Origin of the sequence: Pseudomonas japonica, from assembly GCF_013522925.1 — a bacterium.
GTDB classification, from domain to species: Bacteria; Pseudomonadota; Gammaproteobacteria; order Pseudomonadales; family Pseudomonadaceae; genus Aquipseudomonas; species Aquipseudomonas japonica_A.
Genome location: NZ_JAAMQU010000007.1, coordinates 121,500 through 140,303 on the forward strand (window position 1 = coordinate 121,500; position 18,804 = coordinate 140,303).

Genomic DNA, 18,804 nt, shown 5'->3' on the forward strand with positions numbered 1-18,804 from the left:
CCTCCCCCGCCCTCGCCGCGCTGCGCGAGGCTACCCGCGACCTGCATGCCGCACTCGACGCCGCCTCGCCGCTGAGCTCGCCAGGCTTCACCGGCGCTGACTACCTTATATACGCCGCTCGGGTGATCGGCTGGATGCAGCCCGTGGAGCGCCACCTGTACGCCGGTGATTTACCGTGGCCTGCTGAATTCGCACCTGCGGCCAGGGCACAGAAGAGCGCCTGGCTGACCGAAGACCTGGGCGGCGACACGCAGCACCCGGAGTGCCCCTACGCGCCCCGCCCCGCCTCACTCGCCGAAGCGTACGGCCTGGCCTACGTGTGCGAAGGCGCAACCCTGGGCGGCGCCCACCTCTATAAGCGCCTGTCTCCCCAACTGGCGCCCATGCCGCTGCGCTGGCTGCACGGCTACGCCGCCGATACCGGCGTTATGTGGAAAGGCTTTCTGGCTCATCTGGCGCGGGATGTCACCGCACCCGCGGACATCGAAGCGGCGGCCAATGCGGCGCGGGAAGGGTTTGTTACGTTTGAGCGGTGGATGAGCGAGGGGCGGTGAGGTCGATCAAGCCTCCGTGCCCTGAGAACTTCCGCCATCCCGGCGCAGAACAGCCGAGCTGAACGCCACGAAATCATCCAGGTGCCGGGTGATAATGGCCACCATGATCGGAAGCTGAAGCTTCTGATATTCGTGAACCGCGATATTCCGGAAGCCGACCATGTTTTTCATGGAAGGCGCTAACTCGGCGCTTATCCACCCACCACGGGCCAACAGGTCGAACACGTCCCGCGCGCTTTGGGGCACGCCAAGGCGTTCGCGGCGGATCAAATAATGACCAATGCTGAGCGCCGCTTCACAGGCGCGAATAATGTTCATCGCAGCCGCATCCTGCCGGGTCACGTCACCGGCAAAGCTATCAGGCCCCTTGGTGTATTCCTCACGAGCTCTCGACACACAGCGCTCGATTGCCGCTGTTTTCATCAGGAAGAAGTGACCACCCGCGTGATCGCCCGGAAGTGATTCAGAAGCCAAAGCTTTCCGCTCCGCATGAAGAAGTGAACTGGCAGGATCACCATCACTGCAAATCGGCTCGATCTTCAACCATTTGCAAAGACCCAAAAACAAAAAAACCGCCCCAAAGGACGGCTTTTTTGTTACATGGTGCGGACGAAGAGACTCGAACTCTTACAGCTTGCGCCGCTGGAACCTAAATCCAGTGTGTCTACCAATTTCACCACGTCCGCATGAAACGCTTAAAGCAAAGGCGCCAGACTTGCGTAAGGCGCCTTTGTGAATATGGGGTGGACGATGGGAATCGAACCCACGACAACTGGAATCACAATCCAGCGCTCTACCAACTGAGCTACGCCCACCATATTGCATTACTTGTTCAGGGCTGAGTGCCAAAGCTGCCAAATGGCGCGCCCGGCAGGACTCGAACCTGCGACCATCCGCTTAGAAGGCGGATGCTCTATCCAGCTGAGCTACGGGCGCTCTGTATTTCAACTTCAGGGCTGAAGTGAAAAAGCCGCACCGCGTAAATGCCTGATAACCAATTGAAGGACAAGAGGTTTTCAGCGGTCACTTGCGCCAGCGTTAGGCCCTGCCCGACAAGTGCGACGAATCTTATAGAGGGCCCCAAGGGCCGTCAACTGTTTTGTAGAAAAAAATGCATTGAATTAAAGGAGTTAGCGGATTCGCTCGTCTCGGCGCCTTTGACCTGACCGCCCGGCATGCGAGAATAGCCGCACATTTTCTTCCCCTTCGATGGTTTATCACGCGTCATGACAGCACAACTTATCGACGGCAAGGCCATTGCCGCCAGCCTGCGCCAGCGGATTGCCCAGCGAGTGGCCCAACGGCGGGAACAAGGGCTGCGGGTTCCCGGGCTGGCCGTCATCCTGGTGGGCACCGACCCTGCGTCGCAGGTGTATGTGTCTCACAAGCGCAAGGACTGCGAAGAAGTCGGCTTCCTGTCTCAGGCGTACGACCTTCCAGCCACCACGCACCAGGACGAACTCGAAAGTTTGATCGACCGGCTCAATGCAGACCCGGCCATCGACGGCATCCTGCTGCAACTGCCATTGCCCGAGGGGCTGGACGCATCCGGGCTGCTGGAGCGAATTCGCCCCGACAAGGACGTGGACGGCTTCCACCCCTACAACATCGGCCGCCTGGCCCAGCGCATTCCATTGCTGCGGCCCTGTACGCCCAAGGGGATCATGACGCTGCTGGAAAGCACCGGCCAGGACCTCTATGGCATGAACGCTGTGGTCGTGGGCGCCTCCAACATTGTGGGCCGCCCCATGGCCATGGAGCTGTTGCTCGGTGGCTGTACGGTCACCGTTACCCATCGCTTCACCCGTGACCTGGCCGACCATGTCAGCCGTGCCGACCTGGTCGTCGTGGCTGCGGGCAAGCCGGGGCTGGTGAAAGGTGAGTGGATCAAGCCGGGCGCTATCGTGATCGACGTGGGCATCAACCGCCAGGAAGACGGCAAACTGGTAGGCGATGTGGTGTACGAAACCGCCCTGCCCCGCGCTGGCTGGATCACGCCCGTACCCGGCGGCGTGGGCCCCATGACCCGCGCTTGCCTGCTGGAAAATACCCTGTACGCCGCCGAGGCACTGCACGGCTGACCTGTAAACACCCACGAACTGGTAGTGAACAGTCCGTCCATTCCCGGGCTGCGCCCGGTCCTACTCCTGTAGACCGGGCATTAGTCCGGGAATGGCGGCATGCTTATTTCTTCGCCGCCTCCCACGACTTCAGCAGCTCGTTGTAGTTGACGGTCTGGCCCTGGGGTTTCTCGTTGGCCAGTTTGGGTTTGGGCGCGCCGGGCTGGTCGAACCAGTACTGGGCGGTTTTCTCCTCGTTCAGCTTAGGCCCGCACGCGGAGTTGGCCTGCGCGCGCTCCAGCCGCTTGAGCACTGCATCCTGATCCGCCGCCAGCCCGTCGAGGGCTTCCTGGGCAGACTTCTCGCCGCTGACCGCATCAGACACGTGCTTCCACCACAGCTGCGCCAGTTTCGGGTAGTCCGGCACGTTGGTCCCGGTCGGCGTCCACTGCACCCGCGCCGGGCTGCGGTAGAACTCCACCAGCCCGCCGAGCTTGGGCGCCAGGTCGGTCATGGCCTGCGAGTTGATGTCCGATTCGCGAATCGGGGTCAGCCCTACGATGGTCTTCTTCAGCGACACGGTCTTGGCGGTCACGAACTGCGCGTACAGCCAGGCGGCCAGCCGCTGCTTCTCGGGGGTGGATTTGAAGAAGGTCCAGGAACCGGTGTCCTGGTAGCCCAGCTTCATGCCTTCCTCCCAGTACGGCCCTTTGGGCGACGGCGCCATCCGCCACTTCGGCGTGCCATCGCTGTTCACCACCGGCAAGCCAGGCTTGGTCATGTCTGCGGTGAAGGCGGTGTACCAGAAAATCTGCTGCGCCACCGCCCCTTGGGCCGGCACCGGGCCTGCTTCGGAGAAGGTCATGCCGGCGGCTTGCGGTGGGGCATAGGCTTTGAGCCAGTCGATGTATTTCTGCGTGGCAAATACCGCGGCAGGGCCGTTGGTATCGCCGCCGCGGGTCACACTGGAGCCCACGGGGCGGCAGTTCTCCACGCGAATACCCCACTCATCCACGGGCAGGCCGTTGGGCAACCCCTTGTCGCCGCCACCGGCCATGGAGAACCAGGCGTCGGTGAACCGCCAGCCGAGGGACGGATCTTTTTTGCCATAGTCCATGTGGCCATAGACGCGCTTGCCGTCAATCTCTTTCACGTCTTCGCTGAAGAACTTGGCGATGTCCTCGTAGGCGGACCAGTTCACTGGCACGCCCAGGTCATAGCCATACTTGGCCTTGAACTTCGCTTTCAGGTCAGGGCGCTCGAACCAGTCGGCGCGAAACCAGTACAGGTTGGCGAACTGCTGATCGGGCAATTGGTAGATTTTCTTGTCGGGCGCGGTGGTGAAGGAAATGCCGATGAAGTCGTTGATGTCCAGGGTTGGCGAGGTGTAATCCTTGCCCTCATTGGCCATCAGGTCGGTCAGGGATTCCACCTTGCCGTAGCGGAAGTGGGTACCGATCAGGTCGGAGTCGTTCACCCAGCCGTCGTAGATGTTCTGGTCCGACTGCATCTGGGTCTGCAGTTTCTCGACCACGTCGCCCTCTTGCACCAGGTCGTGGGTCAGCTTGATGCCGGTGATCTCGGTGAACGCCTTGGCCAGTACCTTGGATTCATATTCATGGGTGGTGAGGGTCTCGGACACCACCTTGATGCTCATGCCGCGGAACGGCTTGGCCGCTTCGATGAACCACTTCAGCTCGGCCATCTGTTGATCCGGGGTAAGGGTGGAGGGCGTGAATTCGCTGCCGATCCACTTTTTTGCCGCATCTTCATACTGATCGGCGAAGGCGTGCGAGCCGTAGGCAGTGAACACCAGCAGGGCGGCCAGCGTGATGCCCTGTCGCCTGTTGTTTTTATTCTCGAACATGGGGAATCTCCCGAATGGATGTACGCGCCAGGCCAACGGCCCGCGCTGTTCTAGCAAAGGGCGTTCAGCCCCAGCGCATCACTACTGCCAACCACACCAGGGCCAGCGCCGAGGCGACCCAGATGCTCCAGTCGGTAGCGCCCACGATCACCAGGTGAAGGTAGGCGCTACCAAGAAGGCCGATAAACAGCCGATCGCCGCGGGTAGTGGCAATGGGCAAAAAGCCCCGCCGCTCGGCACCCGGCCAACGCAATTCGATAGTGGTCATGGCCACCAGCAACAGGCCCACGGCAATGAAGAACACCGCGGTAGGAAGAGTCCAGGCCATCCAGCTCATGCTACGGCTCCCTTAAACACGGCCCAGGGCAAAGCCCTTGGCCACATGGTTGCGAACGAACCAGATCACCAGCAGGCCTGGCAGGATGGTGAGCACACCCGCTGCCGCCAGCACACCCCAGTCAATCCCGGCGGCCGACACCGTACGGGTCATGACCGCGGCGATGGGCTTGGCGTTGACGCTGGTCAGGGTGCGCGCCAGCAGCAACTCAACCCACGAAAACATGAAACAGAAGAACGCCGTCACACCAATGCCGGAGCCAATCAAGGGGATAAATATCCGCAGGAAAAACTTCCAGAAACCGTAGCCATCAATGTAGGCCGTTTCGTCGATTTCCTTCGGCACGCCCGACATGAAGCCCTCGAGAATCCACACCGCCAGGGGCACGTTGAACAGGCAATGGGCAAGCGCCACGGCATAAGGCGTGTCGAACAAGCCGATGGAGGAATACAGCTGAAAGAACGGCAACAGGAACACCGCCGGCGGCGCCATGCGGTTGGTGAGCAGCCAGAAGAACAGGTGCTTGTCGCCGAGGAACCGGTACCGGGAAAACGCATAGGCCGCCGGCAGCGCCACCAACAGCGATATCAAAGTGTTGAGGGTCACGTAGGATAACGAGTTGAGGTAGCCCTCATACCAGCTGGGATCGGTGAAAATCACCTGATAGTTCTGCAGTGTGAAGTCTTTGGGCCACAGCGTGAGGCCACCGAGAATCTCCGTGTTGGTCTTGAACGACATGTTGATCAGCCAATAAATGGGGATCAGCAAAAACGCCAGAAACATCGTCAGGGCAATGGGTTTGCGCATGGTCGTTGCTCCTCAGTCCCGGTCGCCGTGGGTCATGGCGGTATAGAACAGCCAGGACACCAGCAAAATGATCAGGAAGTACACCAGCGAGAACGCCGCCGCTGGCCCCAGGTCGAACTGCCCCACGGCCATTTGCGTGAGGGTCTGGCTCAGGAAGGTGGTGGCATTGCCGGGGCCACCGCCGGTGAGCACGAAGGGCTCGGTGTAGATCATGAAGCTGTCCATGAAGCGCAGCATCACGGCAATCAGCAGCACGCTTTTCAGCTTGGGCAGCTGTATGTACCGAAACACCGCCCAGGGCGAGGCCCGGTCGATGCGCGCGGCCTGGTAATACACATCGGGGATTGCCCGCAGGCCGGAGTAGCACAGCAAAGCCACCAGCGAGGTCCAGTGCCACACGTCCATCACCAGCACCGTGCCCCACGCATCGCGGGTGTGCGCGGCGTAGTTGTAGTCCACCCCCATGGCGTTCAGCGCCCAACCCATCAGGCCGATGTCGCCGCGGCCGAAGATCTGCCAGATGGTGCCTACCACATTCCACGGAATGAGCAGCGGAATGGCCATCACGATCAGCACCAGAGAGGCACGTCGCCCCTTTGCCGGCATGGTGAGGGCAATGCCGATCCCCAGCGGAATCTCGATGGCCAACACGCACGCCGAGTAAACGAACTGGCGCAGGAGCGAATCGTGCAGGCGCGGGTCCTGCAGTACCTGCCGATACCAGTCGGCGCCCACAAAGAAGCGGCTGGAGGTATCGAAGATGTCCTGTACCGAGTAGTTGACCACGGTCATCATCGGCACGATGGCGCTGAAGGCCACCAGGATGAACACAGGCAGTACCAGCCACCATGCCTTGTTGTTAGGCACCTTGTTCATTGGTCGGCCTCCACCAGCACATCGTTGGCATAGAGCATCAGCCAGGGCGCCGGGAAGCTCACCGGCACGTCACCTTCGGGGAGTTGCCGATCCTCGGGCAGACGTGCCATTACCCGCTGCCCACCCAGCTCCAGCGTGACGATACGATAGGTGCCCAGGTCTTCCACATGGCGCAGCCGCGCGGATAAGGTGTGCTCCAAAGGCGCATCCCAGATGCGGACGAATTCAGGGCGGATGCCCAATTGCAAACGCTGCCCGGCCAGCACCGGCAGTTGCCCTGAGAGCCCGGCGGGCACCGGCAAGGTCACATCACCGAAGGTCAGCTCACCGTTCCGCTCGGTCACCTCGATCAGGTTCATGCCGGGGCTTCCGATGAAGTAGCCGACAAAGCTGTGGCGAGGCCGCTCGAACAGTTCGCGAGGGGTGCCGAACTGTACGATCTGGCCGCCGTACATTACCGCGATCTTGTCGGCGAAGGTGGAGGCCTCCAGCTGATCGTGGGTCACGTAGACCATGGTGATGTTGAACTGCTCGTGGATTTGCTTGAGCTTGCGCCGCAGCTTCCATTTGAGGTGCGGGTCGATCACCGTCAGGGGCTCGTCGAAGAGGATCGCCGACACGTCATCGCGCACCAGCCCCCGCCCCATGGACACCTTCTGCTTTTCGTCGGCGCTGAGGTTGCGGGCCTTTTTACTCAGCACCGGCGTGAGCTCCAGCACCTCGGCGATTTCCTGAACCTTCTGGCGTACGCGGTCCGCCGCCATGCCTTGGTTGCGCAGCGGGAACGCCAGGTTGTCGAACACCGTCATGGTGTCGTACACCACCGGGAACTGAAACACCTGGGCAATGTTGCGCTGCTCGGGGGTAAGCTCGTTCACCCGCTTGCCGTCGAACAGCACCTGGCCTTCAGACGGCGTGAGCAAGCCGGAAATGATGTTGAGCAACGTAGACTTGCCGCAGCCGGATGGCCCCAGCAGTGCATAGGCGCCGCCCTGGGCCCAGATGTGGTCAAGCTGGCGCAAGGCATAATCTTCCGGCGCGCCAGGTTGCCGGGCATAGCTGTGGGCCAGTTGCTGCAAACGGATCTCGGCCATCAGGCAACCCTCGCCGCGCGTCGGCCGGGGGCTTGCACCAAACGCCCCTGCGGCTCGAACACGAACAGTTTATGAGTGGGGATGTACACCTTGATCGGGGCGTCCACGGCGAACTCATGCACGCCAGGCAGATGCGCCACCAGGCGCCATTGATCATTGCGAACGTGAAGGAAGGTTTCTGAACCGCTGATTTCGGCCAGCTCCACCGTCACGGCCAGTTCCAGGTCGTCATCGTTGGACGGCACCAGGCTGATATGGCTGGGGCGCACGCCAAAGCGGAAGTCACCTTCGCCTATCCCCTGGAGGTCGGCATTGAGCGGAAAATGCGCGAAATCGGCGAAACTGGTTTCTCCGCCGCTGATCCGCCCGGGCAATAGGTTGAGTGGGGGCTCGGAGAACAACTCTGCCGCCAGCACCTCGCTCGGGCGTTGGTACACCTGCGCGGTATCACCGCTCTGGATGATCCGCCCCTCGTGGACAATGGTCGTGGTGCCGCCCAGGGCCAGCGCTTCGTTCGGTTCGGTGGTGGCGTAGATGGCGATGGTATGGCGGGCGGCAAACAGCTCGCGCATTTCCAGGCGCAGTTCTTCGCGCAGCTTGTAGTCCAGGTTCACCAAGGGTTCGTCGAACAGGATGAGCTCGGCGTCCTTCACCAGCGCGCGGGCCATGGCCGTACGTTGTTGCTGCCCACCGGAGAGCTCCAGCGGATACCGCGAAAGGAAGGGTTCGATTCGCAGCATCTTGGCCGTGGTACGCACGCGCTGGTCGATTTCATCGTGGGCCAATCGTGCCTGGCGCAGCGGTGAGGCAATGTTTTCGTAAACGGTAAGGTTCGGGTAATTGATGAACTGCTGGTAAACCATCGACACCTTGCGAGCACGCACCGGCACACCGGTCACGTCCTTGCCATGCATCAGCACCTGGCCGCTGTCGGGCCGGTCCAGGCCGGCCATCAGTCGCATGAGGCTGGTTTTGCCGGACAAGGTACGCCCGAGCAGTACGTTGAAGGAGCCGGCTTCGAAGCGCAGGTCGGCGTTGTCGATCCAGCGCTGCCCGTCCACGATGCGACACACGTTGCGCAGTTCCAGTGCCATGGCGGCAACCTTGTTGTTGTAGTGCCATGGCTATAGCCACATCCGTGCCATTTTCCAGAAAGCCCCGATCCAGGGCCCGCCGCTGCGCCTGAAGGTTCGCAACTGAACAAAAATGAACAGCCAGGACTGAACAATTGAACACCCGAAGTGTTGACAAGGTTCAGGTTTGAACAACACTGGGTGAACAAAAATAACCATAAGGGCAGCGCAATGTCCGCAAGCAGCCACGGCATCGTTCACGAACAAGCCATCCGCGAAGCCTGGGCGCGCTCTGTCGCCGCTGGACTTCACGCGCAGGATGCCCCTGACCACGGCACGCCGCCGCCCGCTACCGTTGAGCAATGGCGGGTGCGCCGGAACGAACTGCTAAGTATCGCCGATACCCAACTGCTACCGATGTATGGCCAGGTACTGGCGCCCATCCAGGCGCTGTTGGTGCTGGCCGATGAACACGGTCGGCTGTTACGCAGCTGGGGCACGCCGCGCTTTGAGCCAGTACAGGCCCGCGCTTTCATGGAGGGCGCTGATTGGAGCGAGGCCCGTGTGGGCTGCAACGCCCTGGGCACGGCGCTCGCTTGCGGCCAGGCGGTGCACGTGGAACACGACGAGCACTTCCTGGCGGCCAACCGGTTCATGAGCGGTTCCGCCGCGCCGGTGTACGATGCGGACCGGCGCCTGGTGGGGGTACTGGGATTGTCCAGCGATAGCTTCCTGCCGCCTTCGCATACTCTGGGCACCGTGAAGATGATGGCGCAAGCGCTGGAAAACGCCCTGCTGGAGGCCCGCTTCGCCGGGGGCTACCACCGGCTGGTGTTCAATACGGCGCGCAACAACCTGGACAGCCCCTGGGCGGGCGTGGTTGTGGTGAACCCTCGAGGCCAGGTGATTGCCGCCAACCGACGGGCAGACACGCTGCTGGGCAAGGATCCTCGAAACCTGCCAATCGAGACCTTGTTCCGAACCAGCCTGGCAGACCTGGCGGCCCGGCCTGCCCAACTTCCGTTTCCCCTGCTTGCCGCCGGCCGCAGCCGCCTGCAATGCCTGCTGAACCCGCCCACGAGCCCCACGCCCCATGCAACCGCCTCGCCCAGCGAACAACAAGCATTGGTGAATAAAGGCCTGCGCATGCTCGAACGGGATATTCCGCTGCTGATCAGCGGAGAAACCGGCGCCGGGAAAGAGGTGCTGGTGAAGGCGCTGCATGCTGCCAGTTCCCGCGCCAGCCAACCGCTGATCGCGGTGAACTGCGCGGCGATCCCGATGGAGCTGGTGGAGTCCGAACTGTTCGGCTATGAAAAAGGCGCATTCACGGGTGCGAACCAGAAAGGCAATGCAGGGCTGATCCGCAAGGCGGACAAAGGCGTGCTGTTTTTTGACGAAATCGGCGACATGCCGCTGCCCACCCAGGCGCGGCTACTGCGCGTGCTCCAGGAGCGCTGCATTCAACCCTTGGGCAGCGGCGATCCGGTAGCGGTGGATGTGCGGGTGATTTGCGCCACCCACCGGGACCTGGCGCAAGCCGTGGCCGAGGGCACTTTCCGTGAAGATTTGTACTACCGCATTGCGGGCTGTACGTTGAGGCTGCCCCCACTGCGCGAACGCAGCGACCGCCTTGAACTGATTCACGCTATCTGGGAACAGCACCGGCAGCCCGAGCAACGCGCCGGTTTCAGTGACGCGGCGCTGCAGGCGCTGATGAACCACCCGTGGCCCGGCAACCTGCGCCAGTTGAGCAGCGTGATTCAAGTGGCGCTGGCCTTGGCAGACGACGCCAGGATCGAACCGGAGCATTTGCCCGATACCCTCCTCGCCCCCTTCGAAGCTGCGCCATCACCCCGGGTAGTGGAGGTGCCCGCCCAGGACATCAACGCCCTGCTGCGGGCCACCGACGGCAATATTTCGCAGGTAGCACGCCGGCTGGGCGTAAGCCGCAACACCGTGTACAAACGCCTGCGCGAGATGAACGCAGGCGCCTGGCCGGCGGAGGGCGCAGGACCGTAGACCGGCGCCGCCGCTTCCCAATGCTCGGCTAGACTGCACCGGCCCTTGCAGGAGCAAGCGAAGCCGCAGGCGGAGCTCGCGAACGAGGCCTTAGTCCGCCAACCGCCAGGTGGTGCCGCCTTTACCATCCTCCAGCACCACGCCCATGGCAGTGAGCTGATCGCGAATGCGGTCGGATTCGGCCCAGTTCTTGTCCGTACGGGCCTGAAGCCTTGCCTGGATCAGCGTTTCCACCTCAGCGGCATCCACACGGCCTTCGGCATCGGCGCGCAGGAAGGCTTCGGCGTCCAGTTGCAGCACACCCAGCAGATCACCCAGTTCACGCAAACGCCCGGCCAGCCCAGCCGCGGCTTGGGCGTCGGTGTCACGCAGGCGGTTGATTTCGCGCACGAGGTCGAACAACACCGCGCAGGCTTCGGCGGTGTTGAAGTCGTCGTTCATGGCGGCAGCGAACCGCTCCACGTATGCCTCGCCACCCACCGCCGCGCTGGCCGGCAAGCCCTTGAGCGCGTGGTAGAAGCGGTCCAGCGCGCTCTTGGCGTCGCGCAGGCTGTCTTCGGAATAGTTGATGGCGCTGCGGTAGTGGCTGGCCACCAGCAGGTAACGCACTACCTCTGGGTGGTACTTTTCCAGCACATCGCGAATGGTGAAGAAGTTGTTCAACGACTTGGACATCTTCTCGCCATTGATGCGGATCATGCCGCAGTGCATCCAGGCATTGGCGTAGGGCTTGCCGGTCGCGGCCTCGCTCTGGGCGATCTCGTTCTCGTGGTGCGGGAACTCCAGGTCGCTGCCGCCGCCGTGGATGTCGAAGGTTTCACCCAGGCAGCAGGTGGACATCACCGAGCATTCGATGTGCCAGCCCGGCCGGCCGGGGCCCCACGGGGACTCCCAGCTAGGCTCACCCGGCTTGGCCGCTTTCCACAGCACGAAGTCGAGCGGGTCCTGCTTGGCCTCCTCCACCTCGATGCGAGCGCCGATGCGCAGGTCTTCGATGCGCTTGCGCGACAGCTTGCCGTAGCCCTGGAACTTGCCCACGCGGTAGTACACGTCGCCGTTGCCGGGTGCGTAGGCGTAGCCCTTGTCGATCAGGGTCTGGATCATCGCCTGCATGCCAGGGATGTGATCGGTGGCGCGTGGCTCCTGATCCGGGGGCAGGATGTTCAGCCGGCGCTCGTCCTCGTGCATCGCATCGATCATGCGCGCGGTCAGGGCATCATAGGGCTCGCCGTTCTGGTTGGCCCGGTTGATGATCTTGTCTTCGATGTCGGTGATGTTGCGCACGTAGGTGAGGTCGTACCCGCTGTAGCGCAGCCAGCGGGTGATCAGGTCGAACGCCACCATGCTGCGGCCGTGCCCCAAGTGGCAGTAGTCGTACACGGTCATCCCGCACACGTACATGCGCACCTTGTTGCCATCCAGTGGCTTGAACGGCTCCTTGGCCTTGGTCAGCGTGTTATAGATGTTCAGCACGGCGGCATCAGCTCCAGGAGTCACGCAGGGTCACGGTACGGTTGAATACAGGCTTGCCCGGTTGAGTGTCTTTCAGGTCGGCGCAGAAGTACCCTTCGCGCTCGAACTGGAAACGGTCCTCGGGCTGTGCCTGGGCCAGCGACGGCTCGGCGCGGCAACCGGTGAGGATCTGCAGCGAATCCGGGTTGATGTTGTCCAGGAAGCTGCCGCCTTCCTCGGATTTTTCCGGGTTGGCCGAACGGAACAGGCGGTCGTACAGGCGCACTTCGCATTCCACGCTGGCCTCGGCCGGTACCCAGTGGATCACGCCCTTCACCTTGCGGCCCTCGGGGTTCTTGCCCAGGGTGTCGGGATCGTACGAGCACAGCAGCTCGACGATGTTGCCGTCGGCATCTTTCACCGCTTCGTCGGCACGGATCACGTAGGCGCCACGCAGGCGCACTTCGCCACCCGGCTCCAAACGCTTGTAGCCCTTGGGCGGGGTTTCCATGAAATCGTCACGGTCGATGTACAGCTCCCGCGCGAACGGCAACTGGCGTACGCCCATGTCTTCTTTGGGGTGGCGCGCCAGTTCCAGCATCTGCTGCTGGCCTTCGGGGTAGTTGGTGATGGTCACCTTCAGCGGGCGCAGCACGCACATGGCGCGTGGCGCGGTGCGGTCCAGGTCTTCGCGGATGCTGAATTCCAGCATGGCCATGTCCACCACGCCGTCGGAACGGTTGGTGCCGATCATCTCGCAGAAGTTGCGAATCGCCTGCGGGGTATAGCCACGGCGGCGGTAGCCCTGCAGCGTGGACATACGCGGGTCATCCCAGCCGCGCACGTGCTGTTCATCCACCAGTTGCTTGAGCTTGCGCTTGCTGGTGATGGTGTAGTTCAGGTTCAGCCGGGAGAATTCATACTGGCGCGGCTTGCTCGGCACCGGCAGGTTCTCCAGGAACCACTCGTACAGCGGCCGATGGCCTTCGAACTCCAGGGTGCAGATCGAATGGGTGATGCCTTCGATCGCGTCGGACTGCCCATGAGTGAAGTCGTAGTTGGGGTAGATGCACCAGGCGTCGCCGGTCTGGTGGTGATGCGCATGGCGGATGCGGTAAAGAATAGGGTCGCGCAGGTTCATGTTGGGCGAAGCCATGTCGATCTTCGCCCGCAGTACGCGCTCGCCGTCCTTGAATTCGCCGGCCTTCATGCGGGCGAACAGGTCGAGGTTTTCCTCTACCGAACGCTCACGGAAGGGGCTGTTCTTGCCCGGCTCGGTGAGGCTGCCACGGTATTCGCGGGCCTGCTCGGGCGTGAGGTCGTCCACATAAGCCTTGCCTGCCTTGATCAGTTCCACCGCCCAGGCATGCAGCTGGTCGAAGTAGCTGGAGGCGTAACGCACCTCGCCCGCCCACTGGAAGCCCAGCCATTTCACGTCCGCCATGATGGCGTCGATGTATTCCTGGTCTTCCTTGGCCGGGTTGGTGTCATCGAAACGCAGGTGGCAACTGCCACCGAATTCCTCGGCCAGGCCGAAGTTCACGCAGATGGACTTGGCATGGCCAATGTGCAGGTAACCGTTGGGCTCCGGCGGGAAGCGCGTGACGATGGCAGTGTGCTTGCCGGCCTCGAGATCGGCCTGCATGATCGGGCGCAGGAAGTTGGCCGGAACTACAGGCTCAGCCTTGGCGGCGGCGGTCGAAGCGTTGTCGGCGGTAGGCTTGGTCATGGAATCCTTCAAATACGGTGTAAGCCAGTTAGGGTTTGCATGAAAAGTCGGCGAGCGAAGGTCAGGCAAGGAAAAAGCCGGCGAGAATGCGGACCGGGCTGGCGATCCAGTTTACTGGTTGTAAATGAGCATTCCGAGCCGGTTTTTGACGCCGCATGAACGAGCGCAGCCACTTTTCGTGTAAAGCCTAAAACAAAGCCCGTATCATAGCTGATGCTTTCAAGGCACTAACAGGCCGCTACCCTAAAACCGTGGCGCCACTTGAATATCTGACAAGAGTGAATTTGTATGTCCAAGGTCAAACTGTCCACCAACCACGGCGACATCGTTCTGCAGCTCAACGCAGACAAGGCCCCTGGCACCGTTGCCAACTTCATCGAATACGTAAAGGCCGGCCACTACGAGAACACCGTGTTCCACCGTGTGATCGGCAATTTCATGATCCAGGGCGGCGGCTTCGAGCCTGGCATGAAAGAAAAGACCGACAAGCGCGCGCCCATCAAGAACGAAGCCAACAACGGCCTGCCGAACAAGAAGTACAGCGTTGCCATGGCCCGCACCATGGAGCCGCACTCGGCCTCCGCGCAGTTTTTCATCAACGTGGCCGACAACAGCTTCCTCAACCACACCGCGCCTACCACCCAGGGCTGGGGCTACGCCGTGTTCGGTGAAGTGATCGAAGGCCAGGACGTGGTCGATGCCATCAAGGGCGTTGCCACAGGCTCCAAGGCTGGCCATCAGGACGTGCCGAAAGAAGACGTGATCATCGAGAAAGCCGAGATCATCGAGTGATACTGCTGATCTCTGATCTGCACCTGCAAGAAGAACGCCCGGACATCACCCGGGCGTTTTTGCACTTCCTCGAGGGCCGTGCCCGCGCTGCTCGCGCGCTCTATATCCTCGGGGACTTTTTCGAGGCCTGGATCGGCGACGACGCCATGTCTCCCTACCAGGCCAGCATTTGCCGCGCCCTGCGGGAGCTGACCGACAGCGGCACCCAGGTGTACCTGATGCATGGCAATCGGGATTTCCTGATTGGCGAAGCATTCTGCCAGGCCGCCGGCTGCACCCTGCTCAGCGACCCTTGCGTGATCGACCTGGACGGCGAAGAGGTGTTGCTGATGCACGGCGACCTGCTGTGTACCCGCGACGAAGGCTACCTCAAGCTGCGCCGTGTACTACGCAACCCGCTCACGCTGTGGACGCTGCGACATTTGCCGGTGGGCTGGCGGCAGCGGCTCGCCCGCCGTTTGCGCAACGAAAGCAAGGCGCATACCCGCATGAAAGCCCGCGACATCGTCGACGTTACACCCGACGAAGTACCCCGCGTCATGGGCCAGGCCGGCGTGACCACCCTGATCCACGGCCATACTCACCGCCCGGCGGTACACAAGCTTCAGGTGGGCGAGGCGCCAGCGCGGCGAATTGTGCTGGGCGACTGGGACCGCCAGGGCTGGGTGCTGGAATGGGACCGCGAAGGCGCGCGGCTCGAAGCCTTCGAGCTGGGCTGAGCGCCGCTACGGCACCCGGTGCTCGATCACCGCGGTGCCGTCTACCCGAGGCAGCACGTCCACGTTGTACGGGGCGAACAGCCGCTTCATTTCGCCACTGGCATGCAACTGCTCCAGATAGCCCGCCAGTTCGTCGCCGGTGATCGGGCCGTCTGGCCTCAACAGCGCATAGTGATGATAGACCTGGTCCGTGCGTTGAGACACCAGCAGTGAAGCCTTCAGCTCAGGGTATTTTTCGAAAAAGCCGGTGAGGTAGGAGCGGGTAACCAGCGCGATGTCCGCTCGGTTGCGCGCCACCATCAACAGATTGCTGTCGTGTGAGTACGTCAGGGTCGCCCGATAATGGCTGACCAGGTACTCCGGCTCGGCATTGAAACCGGCGAACGCATAGTGATAGCCGCTGTACAGGGCCATACGCTTATTGGCCAGGGTCGCGAAATACCGATCGTCGCGGCCGTCCATGCGCCGGCCTACGAACACTTCGGCGTCCTCCAGGCCCATGTCCACGGCAACATGGGGCGTAGCCTCCCAACCCCATCGAGGGTTTTCGAAGATGGCCATGTCCACCCGCCCCTGACGCAGGTCCTGAAACCTGCGCGGCAGCGACGTAGGCACCAATGTGAACAGGTAGCGGCCTTGCACACGGTTCAGTGCCGCCACAAGGTCAGGCAGCAAGCCCGTGTCGGCCCCGCTTTCAGGATGTACGGTGTAGGGCGGAAAGTGCGCCGCGGCGACTTTCACAACCTCCTGAGCCTGGGCTGCCGGGCCTGGGCAAAGAGCAGCGAACCAGGTCGCGAACGCGAGGGCGGCCCGCGAGGGCGTGAAGAACAAGGCGGACGCTCCAACTGGATAATCGACATAAGCTAGGCGTTTTCACCCGCACAAACAACTTCGGCCTTGTTCATCGCCTGGATTGTGGCTTATCACCCCATGGGCACCCTTGAGCGGGTATCGGAACCTTCCCGGCTTGGCTAGGCTCTAGCCTTGAACGCTATTCAAGGGGCCACGTATGCCGCATTGGCTGGTCATTGACCTGGAAGCCACCACCGACGAGGGTGGCTGGCCGGTCGAGGAAATGGAAATCATCGAGATCGGCGCCTGCCTGGTCGACCGCGACGGCCGCGAACTGGACCAGTTCCAGCGGTTCGTTCGCCCTCAACGCAGGCCCTTGCTCACGTCCTTTTGCCGGGAGCTGACACATATCACCCAGGCCGATATCGACGGGGCCCAACCGTTGCCGCAGGTATGGGCACAGTTCGAGCGCTGGCTGGGCCGCATGCCCGCGTCCCTGGCGGGATGGGCCAGCTGGGGAGACTACGACCGGCAGCAGTTTGTATTGGCCTGGCGCGAATACAACCTGGCCAGCCGGCTTGCCAGTGTGCCCCATGTGAACCTCAAGCAGCGCTTTGCCAAGGCTCGCCAGCTTCCCCGACCGACCGGGCTCAACGGCGCCCTTCAGCTGGCCGGACTGCAGTTCCAGGGCAGCCAGCATCGCGCGCTCGAAGACGCACGCAATACGGCTCGCCTGCTGCCCCTGGCGTTACCCGAACAGTACAAAAGCGGATGACGCCCCCGGCTCGCTTGGGCATACTGGCACACCGTTTTTAGCCCCAAGCGAGAGGATCGCCCCATGTTCAAGGTCAACGAGTACTTCGACGGCACCGTGAAATCCATTGCCTTCGAAACCGCTGAAGGTCCGGCCACCATTGGCGTGATGGCTGCGGGCGAATATGAATTCGGCACGGCGCAACGGGAAATCATGCATGTGGTGTCCGGCGCGCTTACCGTGAAACTGCCTGACAGCGACGAGTGGGAAACCTTCGAGGCCGGCAGCCAGTTCAATGTGCCCGCCAATAGCAAATTCCAGCTCAAGGTCGCCAGCGAAACCGCTTACCTCTGCGAATACCGCTGAGTTCCCCCTCGGGGAACTCATGCGCAAGGTAAAAGTCTGCTGCCTGGGCTGGCGTGTAACCGGAGGGTCACGCAGCTGGCCCAGTGTATTCAAACCGCCAAGCCTATGAGGACCTGCGCATGAGCCCACAACACGCCGCCGAAGTTTCTCCCGATCAACAACCGCTGCCTGAGCATCACCGGGTAGGTGGCGCCATCATCGATGAGGCCGGTCGGGAAATCCCCATTACCGAGGGTATGGTGCGCGAAGCGTGCCAGGCGCTGGAGACTTCCCGCAGGCAGGATGCTCAGGCTGCGGGTTGACGCTCCATTCAGCCCTGGAGATCATTCCCGGGCTGCGCGCCCGGTCCTACAGGCTGATCTGAGCCCTCCAGCTTTGCGCCCAGGGCCATCACGTACTGGCGCAAAAGCGGCGCCTCGCCGTTGATCCGCACGTTCAACCCGTTGATTTCCCGCCGCGGCGGGTAGGCCTTGCGCAAGGCATCGAACGCTGCGCGCTGGTGTGCCGGGTCGTCACTGAGGCTACGCCGGAAGGCTGCATCGTCGCTGCGGGGGTCGTACACCGCTCGGCACAGCATCGCCAGCGCCCAGGCCGGGTCGGCGCGGCCGTCCAACGTAATGCTCGCCAGTGCTGGCGAAGGCAGCAATGCGTCCAGCGACACCTGCGCCGGCACGCCTTGCCATGCACACAGCGCCTGATAGATAGCAGCCGTACCGCGCTGGCGCCCTTCCAGGCTGTAACCGGCGATGTGCGGCGTAGCCAGTACGCACAGGTCGGCCAGGGCAAGGTCCACGGCGGGCTCCTGTTCCCATACATCCAGCACAGCCTGAAGATCGTCACGGGCCAGCAATACGGTTTTCAGCGCTTCGTTACCAACCACCGGGCCCCGCGCTGCATTGATGAGCCAGGCACCCGGGCGCAGGCGCTCAAGGCGTTCACGATCGAACAGGTGCCAAGTGGGGTACGGCCCGGTTCGCGTCAACGGGGTGTGCAGGCTGATCACGTCGCATTGCTCGATGATTTCTTCCAGGCTGCAATAGTCGCCCCCTTCCGCAGCCTGCCGGGGCGGGTCGCACACCCGCACATCCCAGCCCAGGCCGCGCAACACCGCTGCCAGCCGGCCGCCCACCTGGCCCGCACCAACGATACCGTAGCGCCGCTCGGGCAGCGCCACGCCGTCCAGTTCGGCCAGGGTAAACAGGCTGCCAAGCACATAATCCACCACGCCACGGGCATTGCAGCCTGGCGCGCTCGCCCAGTGGATGCCTGCGGCTTCGAGGAACGGCAGGTCCAGGTGGTCGGTGCCGATGGTGCACGTGCCCACAAAGCGGACCTTGCTGCCTTCGAGCAGCGCCCGGTTCACCGCGGTTACCGAGCGCACCAGCAGCACATCGGCGTCGCGAACGGCCTCGGCGCTGAGCGTGCGCCCAGGCAACCGGCGGATTTCACCAAAGCCCTGGAAGAAGGCATCGACCAGGGGAATGTTTTCGTCTGCCACGATCAGCATGGG

19 protein-coding genes and 3 tRNA genes are annotated in these 18,804 nt (G+C 62.4%); 8 read left to right on the top strand and 14 right to left on the bottom strand.

Annotated features, from left to right (window positions below):
• Positions 1 to 20 precede the first annotated feature (20 nt).
• Positions 21 to 554 carry a biliverdin-producing heme oxygenase gene (locus G7016_RS13075; RefSeq protein ID WP_258195184.1) on the top strand — a complete coding sequence of 178 codons (534 nt, stop codon included), beginning with the start codon at positions 21 to 23 and terminating at the stop codon, positions 552 to 554.
• A gap of 6 nt (positions 555 to 560) precedes the next feature.
• Here G7016_RS13075 and hepT read toward each other — a convergent pair whose 3' ends face one another.
• The 4 genes from hepT to G7016_RS13095 all read right to left on the bottom strand — a co-directional run bounded on the left by hepT (position 561) and on the right by G7016_RS13095 (position 1,490).
• A complete protein-coding gene (gene hepT, locus G7016_RS13080) occupies positions 561 to 977 on the bottom strand; it encodes a type VII toxin-antitoxin system HepT family RNase toxin (RefSeq protein WP_181115206.1) in 417 nt (138 codons plus the stop codon).
• A gap of 178 nt (positions 978 to 1,155) precedes the next feature.
• Positions 1,156 to 1,240: transfer RNA gene (locus G7016_RS13085), tRNA-Leu, on the bottom strand.
• A 53-nt stretch (positions 1,241 to 1,293) separates the two neighbouring features.
• A tRNA-His gene (locus G7016_RS13090) sits at positions 1,294 to 1,369 on the bottom strand.
• A gap of 44 nt (positions 1,370 to 1,413) precedes the next feature.
• A tRNA-Arg gene (locus G7016_RS13095) sits at positions 1,414 to 1,490 on the bottom strand.
• A 290-nt stretch (positions 1,491 to 1,780) separates the two neighbouring features.
• Between G7016_RS13095 and folD the strand changes: the two genes are divergently transcribed.
• A complete protein-coding gene (gene folD, locus G7016_RS13100) occupies positions 1,781 to 2,635 on the top strand; it encodes a bifunctional methylenetetrahydrofolate dehydrogenase/methenyltetrahydrofolate cyclohydrolase FolD (RefSeq protein WP_181114822.1) in 855 nt (284 codons plus the stop codon).
• A gap of 103 nt (positions 2,636 to 2,738) precedes the next feature.
• Here the strand turns inward: folD and G7016_RS13105 are convergent, their stop codons facing one another.
• The 6 genes from G7016_RS13105 to G7016_RS13130 form a co-directional block, all read right to left on the bottom strand.
• Complete coding sequence (locus G7016_RS13105) at positions 2,739 to 4,481, bottom strand: ABC transporter substrate-binding protein (protein ID WP_181114824.1); 1,743 nt, start codon at positions 4,479 to 4,481, stop codon at positions 2,739 to 2,741.
• A 64-nt stretch (positions 4,482 to 4,545) separates the two neighbouring features.
• Positions 4,546 to 4,818 (bottom strand): DUF2160 domain-containing protein, encoded by a 273-nt coding sequence (locus G7016_RS13110; RefSeq protein ID WP_181114826.1) that lies wholly within the window; start codon positions 4,816 to 4,818, stop codon positions 4,546 to 4,548.
• 12 nt (positions 4,819 to 4,830) lie between these two features.
• Entirely contained in the window at positions 4,831 to 5,625 is a 795-nt protein-coding gene (locus tag G7016_RS13115; protein ID WP_181114828.1) for a carbohydrate ABC transporter permease, read from the bottom strand.
• A 12-nt stretch (positions 5,626 to 5,637) separates the two neighbouring features.
• Entirely contained in the window at positions 5,638 to 6,501 is an 864-nt protein-coding gene (locus G7016_RS13120) for a carbohydrate ABC transporter permease (RefSeq protein WP_181114830.1), read from the bottom strand.
• A complete protein-coding gene (locus tag G7016_RS13125; RefSeq protein WP_181114832.1) occupies positions 6,498 to 7,595 on the bottom strand; it encodes an ABC transporter ATP-binding protein in 1,098 nt (365 codons plus the stop codon). The genes G7016_RS13120 and G7016_RS13125 overlap by 4 nt, the downstream gene beginning before the upstream one ends.
• On the bottom strand, positions 7,595 to 8,689 hold the full coding sequence (locus tag G7016_RS13130) for an ABC transporter ATP-binding protein (RefSeq protein ID WP_181114834.1): 1,095 nt from the start codon (positions 8,687 to 8,689) through the stop codon (positions 7,595 to 7,597). The genes G7016_RS13125 and G7016_RS13130 overlap by 1 nt, the downstream gene beginning before the upstream one ends.
• A gap of 210 nt (positions 8,690 to 8,899) precedes the next feature.
• Between G7016_RS13130 and G7016_RS13135 the strand changes: the two genes are divergently transcribed.
• Positions 8,900 to 10,690 (top strand): sigma-54-dependent Fis family transcriptional regulator, encoded by a 1,791-nt coding sequence (locus tag G7016_RS13135; protein ID WP_181114836.1) that lies wholly within the window; start codon positions 8,900 to 8,902, stop codon positions 10,688 to 10,690.
• A gap of 90 nt (positions 10,691 to 10,780) precedes the next feature.
• Here the strand turns inward: G7016_RS13135 and cysS are convergent, their stop codons facing one another.
• Positions 10,781 to 12,163, bottom strand: coding sequence for a cysteine--tRNA ligase (gene cysS, locus G7016_RS13140; protein WP_181114838.1), 1,383 nt, complete (start codon positions 12,161 to 12,163; stop codon positions 10,781 to 10,783).
• A 7-nt stretch (positions 12,164 to 12,170) separates the two neighbouring features.
• Entirely contained in the window at positions 12,171 to 13,871 is a 1,701-nt protein-coding gene (locus tag G7016_RS13145) for a glutamine--tRNA ligase/YqeY domain fusion protein (RefSeq protein WP_181114841.1), read from the bottom strand.
• Positions 13,872 to 14,159: 288 nt separating this feature from the next.
• On the opposite strand from G7016_RS13145, the gene G7016_RS13150 reads away from it, so the two are divergent.
• Together G7016_RS13150 and G7016_RS13155 are read left to right on the top strand one after the other, a co-directional pair.
• Positions 14,160 to 14,663, top strand: a complete 504-nt coding sequence (locus G7016_RS13150; RefSeq protein WP_181114843.1) for a peptidylprolyl isomerase — start codon at positions 14,160 to 14,162, stop codon at positions 14,661 to 14,663.
• Complete coding sequence (locus G7016_RS13155; RefSeq protein ID WP_181114845.1) at positions 14,660 to 15,382, top strand: UDP-2,3-diacylglucosamine diphosphatase; 723 nt, start codon at positions 14,660 to 14,662, stop codon at positions 15,380 to 15,382. Before G7016_RS13150 ends, G7016_RS13155 begins: the two co-directional genes overlap by 4 nt.
• Positions 15,383 to 15,388: 6 nt before the next feature.
• Here the strand turns inward: G7016_RS13155 and G7016_RS13160 are convergent, their stop codons facing one another.
• Positions 15,389 to 16,213, bottom strand: a complete 825-nt coding sequence (locus tag G7016_RS13160) for a substrate-binding periplasmic protein (protein ID WP_181114847.1) — start codon at positions 16,211 to 16,213, stop codon at positions 15,389 to 15,391.
• 178 nt (positions 16,214 to 16,391) lie between these two features.
• On the opposite strand from G7016_RS13160, the gene G7016_RS13165 reads away from it, so the two are divergent.
• The 3 genes from G7016_RS13165 (at position 16,392) to G7016_RS13175 (ending at position 17,596) form a co-directional block, all read left to right on the top strand.
• Positions 16,392 to 16,949: an exonuclease domain-containing protein gene (locus G7016_RS13165; RefSeq protein ID WP_181114850.1), complete on the top strand. Its 558-nt coding sequence runs from the start codon at positions 16,392 to 16,394 to the stop codon at positions 16,947 to 16,949.
• 63 nt (positions 16,950 to 17,012) lie between these two features.
• Entirely contained in the window at positions 17,013 to 17,294 is a 282-nt protein-coding gene (gene ppnP, locus G7016_RS13170; RefSeq protein WP_181114853.1) for a pyrimidine/purine nucleoside phosphorylase, read from the top strand.
• A 119-nt stretch (positions 17,295 to 17,413) separates the two neighbouring features.
• Complete coding sequence (locus G7016_RS13175; RefSeq protein ID WP_181114855.1) at positions 17,414 to 17,596, top strand: PA1571 family protein; 183 nt, start codon at positions 17,414 to 17,416, stop codon at positions 17,594 to 17,596.
• A gap of 8 nt (positions 17,597 to 17,604) precedes the next feature.
• Here the strand turns inward: G7016_RS13175 and pdxB are convergent, their stop codons facing one another.
• Positions 17,605 to 18,801: a 4-phosphoerythronate dehydrogenase PdxB gene (gene pdxB / locus G7016_RS13180; protein ID WP_181114858.1), complete on the bottom strand. Its 1,197-nt coding sequence runs from the start codon at positions 18,799 to 18,801 to the stop codon at positions 17,605 to 17,607.
• Positions 18,802 to 18,804: the final 3 nt, after the last annotated feature.

What these genes read in the sequence shown, in the direction of transcription:
- hepT (WP_181115206.1), bottom strand. Translation starts at nt 977, where the DNA reads ATGAAAACAGCGGCAATCGAGCGCTGTGTGTCGAGAGCTCGTGAGGAA.
- folD (WP_181114822.1), top strand. Translation starts at nt 1,781, where the DNA reads ATGACAGCACAACTTATCGACGGCAAGGCCATTGCCGCCAGCCTGCGC.
- G7016_RS13105 (WP_181114824.1), bottom strand. Translation starts at nt 4,481, where the DNA reads ATGTTCGAGAATAAAAACAACAGGCGACAGGGCATCACGCTGGCCGCC.
- G7016_RS13110 (WP_181114826.1), bottom strand. Translation starts at nt 4,818, where the DNA reads ATGAGCTGGATGGCCTGGACTCTTCCTACCGCGGTGTTCTTCATTGCC.
- G7016_RS13115 (WP_181114828.1), bottom strand. Translation starts at nt 5,625, where the DNA reads ATGCGCAAACCCATTGCCCTGACGATGTTTCTGGCGTTTTTGCTGATC.
- G7016_RS13120 (WP_181114830.1), bottom strand. Translation starts at nt 6,501, where the DNA reads ATGAACAAGGTGCCTAACAACAAGGCATGGTGGCTGGTACTGCCTGTG.
- G7016_RS13125 (WP_181114832.1), bottom strand. Translation starts at nt 7,595, where the DNA reads ATGGCCGAGATCCGTTTGCAGCAACTGGCCCACAGCTATGCCCGGCAA.
- G7016_RS13130 (WP_181114834.1), bottom strand. Translation starts at nt 8,689, where the DNA reads ATGGCACTGGAACTGCGCAACGTGTGTCGCATCGTGGACGGGCAGCGC.
- G7016_RS13135 (WP_181114836.1), top strand. Translation starts at nt 8,900, where the DNA reads ATGTCCGCAAGCAGCCACGGCATCGTTCACGAACAAGCCATCCGCGAA.
- G7016_RS13145 (WP_181114841.1), bottom strand. Translation starts at nt 13,871, where the DNA reads ATGACCAAGCCTACCGCCGACAACGCTTCGACCGCCGCCGCCAAGGCT.
- G7016_RS13150 (WP_181114843.1), top strand. Translation starts at nt 14,160, where the DNA reads ATGTCCAAGGTCAAACTGTCCACCAACCACGGCGACATCGTTCTGCAG.
- G7016_RS13165 (WP_181114850.1), top strand. Translation starts at nt 16,392, where the DNA reads ATGCCGCATTGGCTGGTCATTGACCTGGAAGCCACCACCGACGAGGGT.
- ppnP (WP_181114853.1), top strand. Translation starts at nt 17,013, where the DNA reads ATGTTCAAGGTCAACGAGTACTTCGACGGCACCGTGAAATCCATTGCC.
- G7016_RS13175 (WP_181114855.1), top strand. Translation starts at nt 17,414, where the DNA reads ATGAGCCCACAACACGCCGCCGAAGTTTCTCCCGATCAACAACCGCTG.
- pdxB (WP_181114858.1), bottom strand. Translation starts at nt 18,801, where the DNA reads ATGCTGATCGTGGCAGACGAAAACATTCCCCTGGTCGATGCCTTCTTC.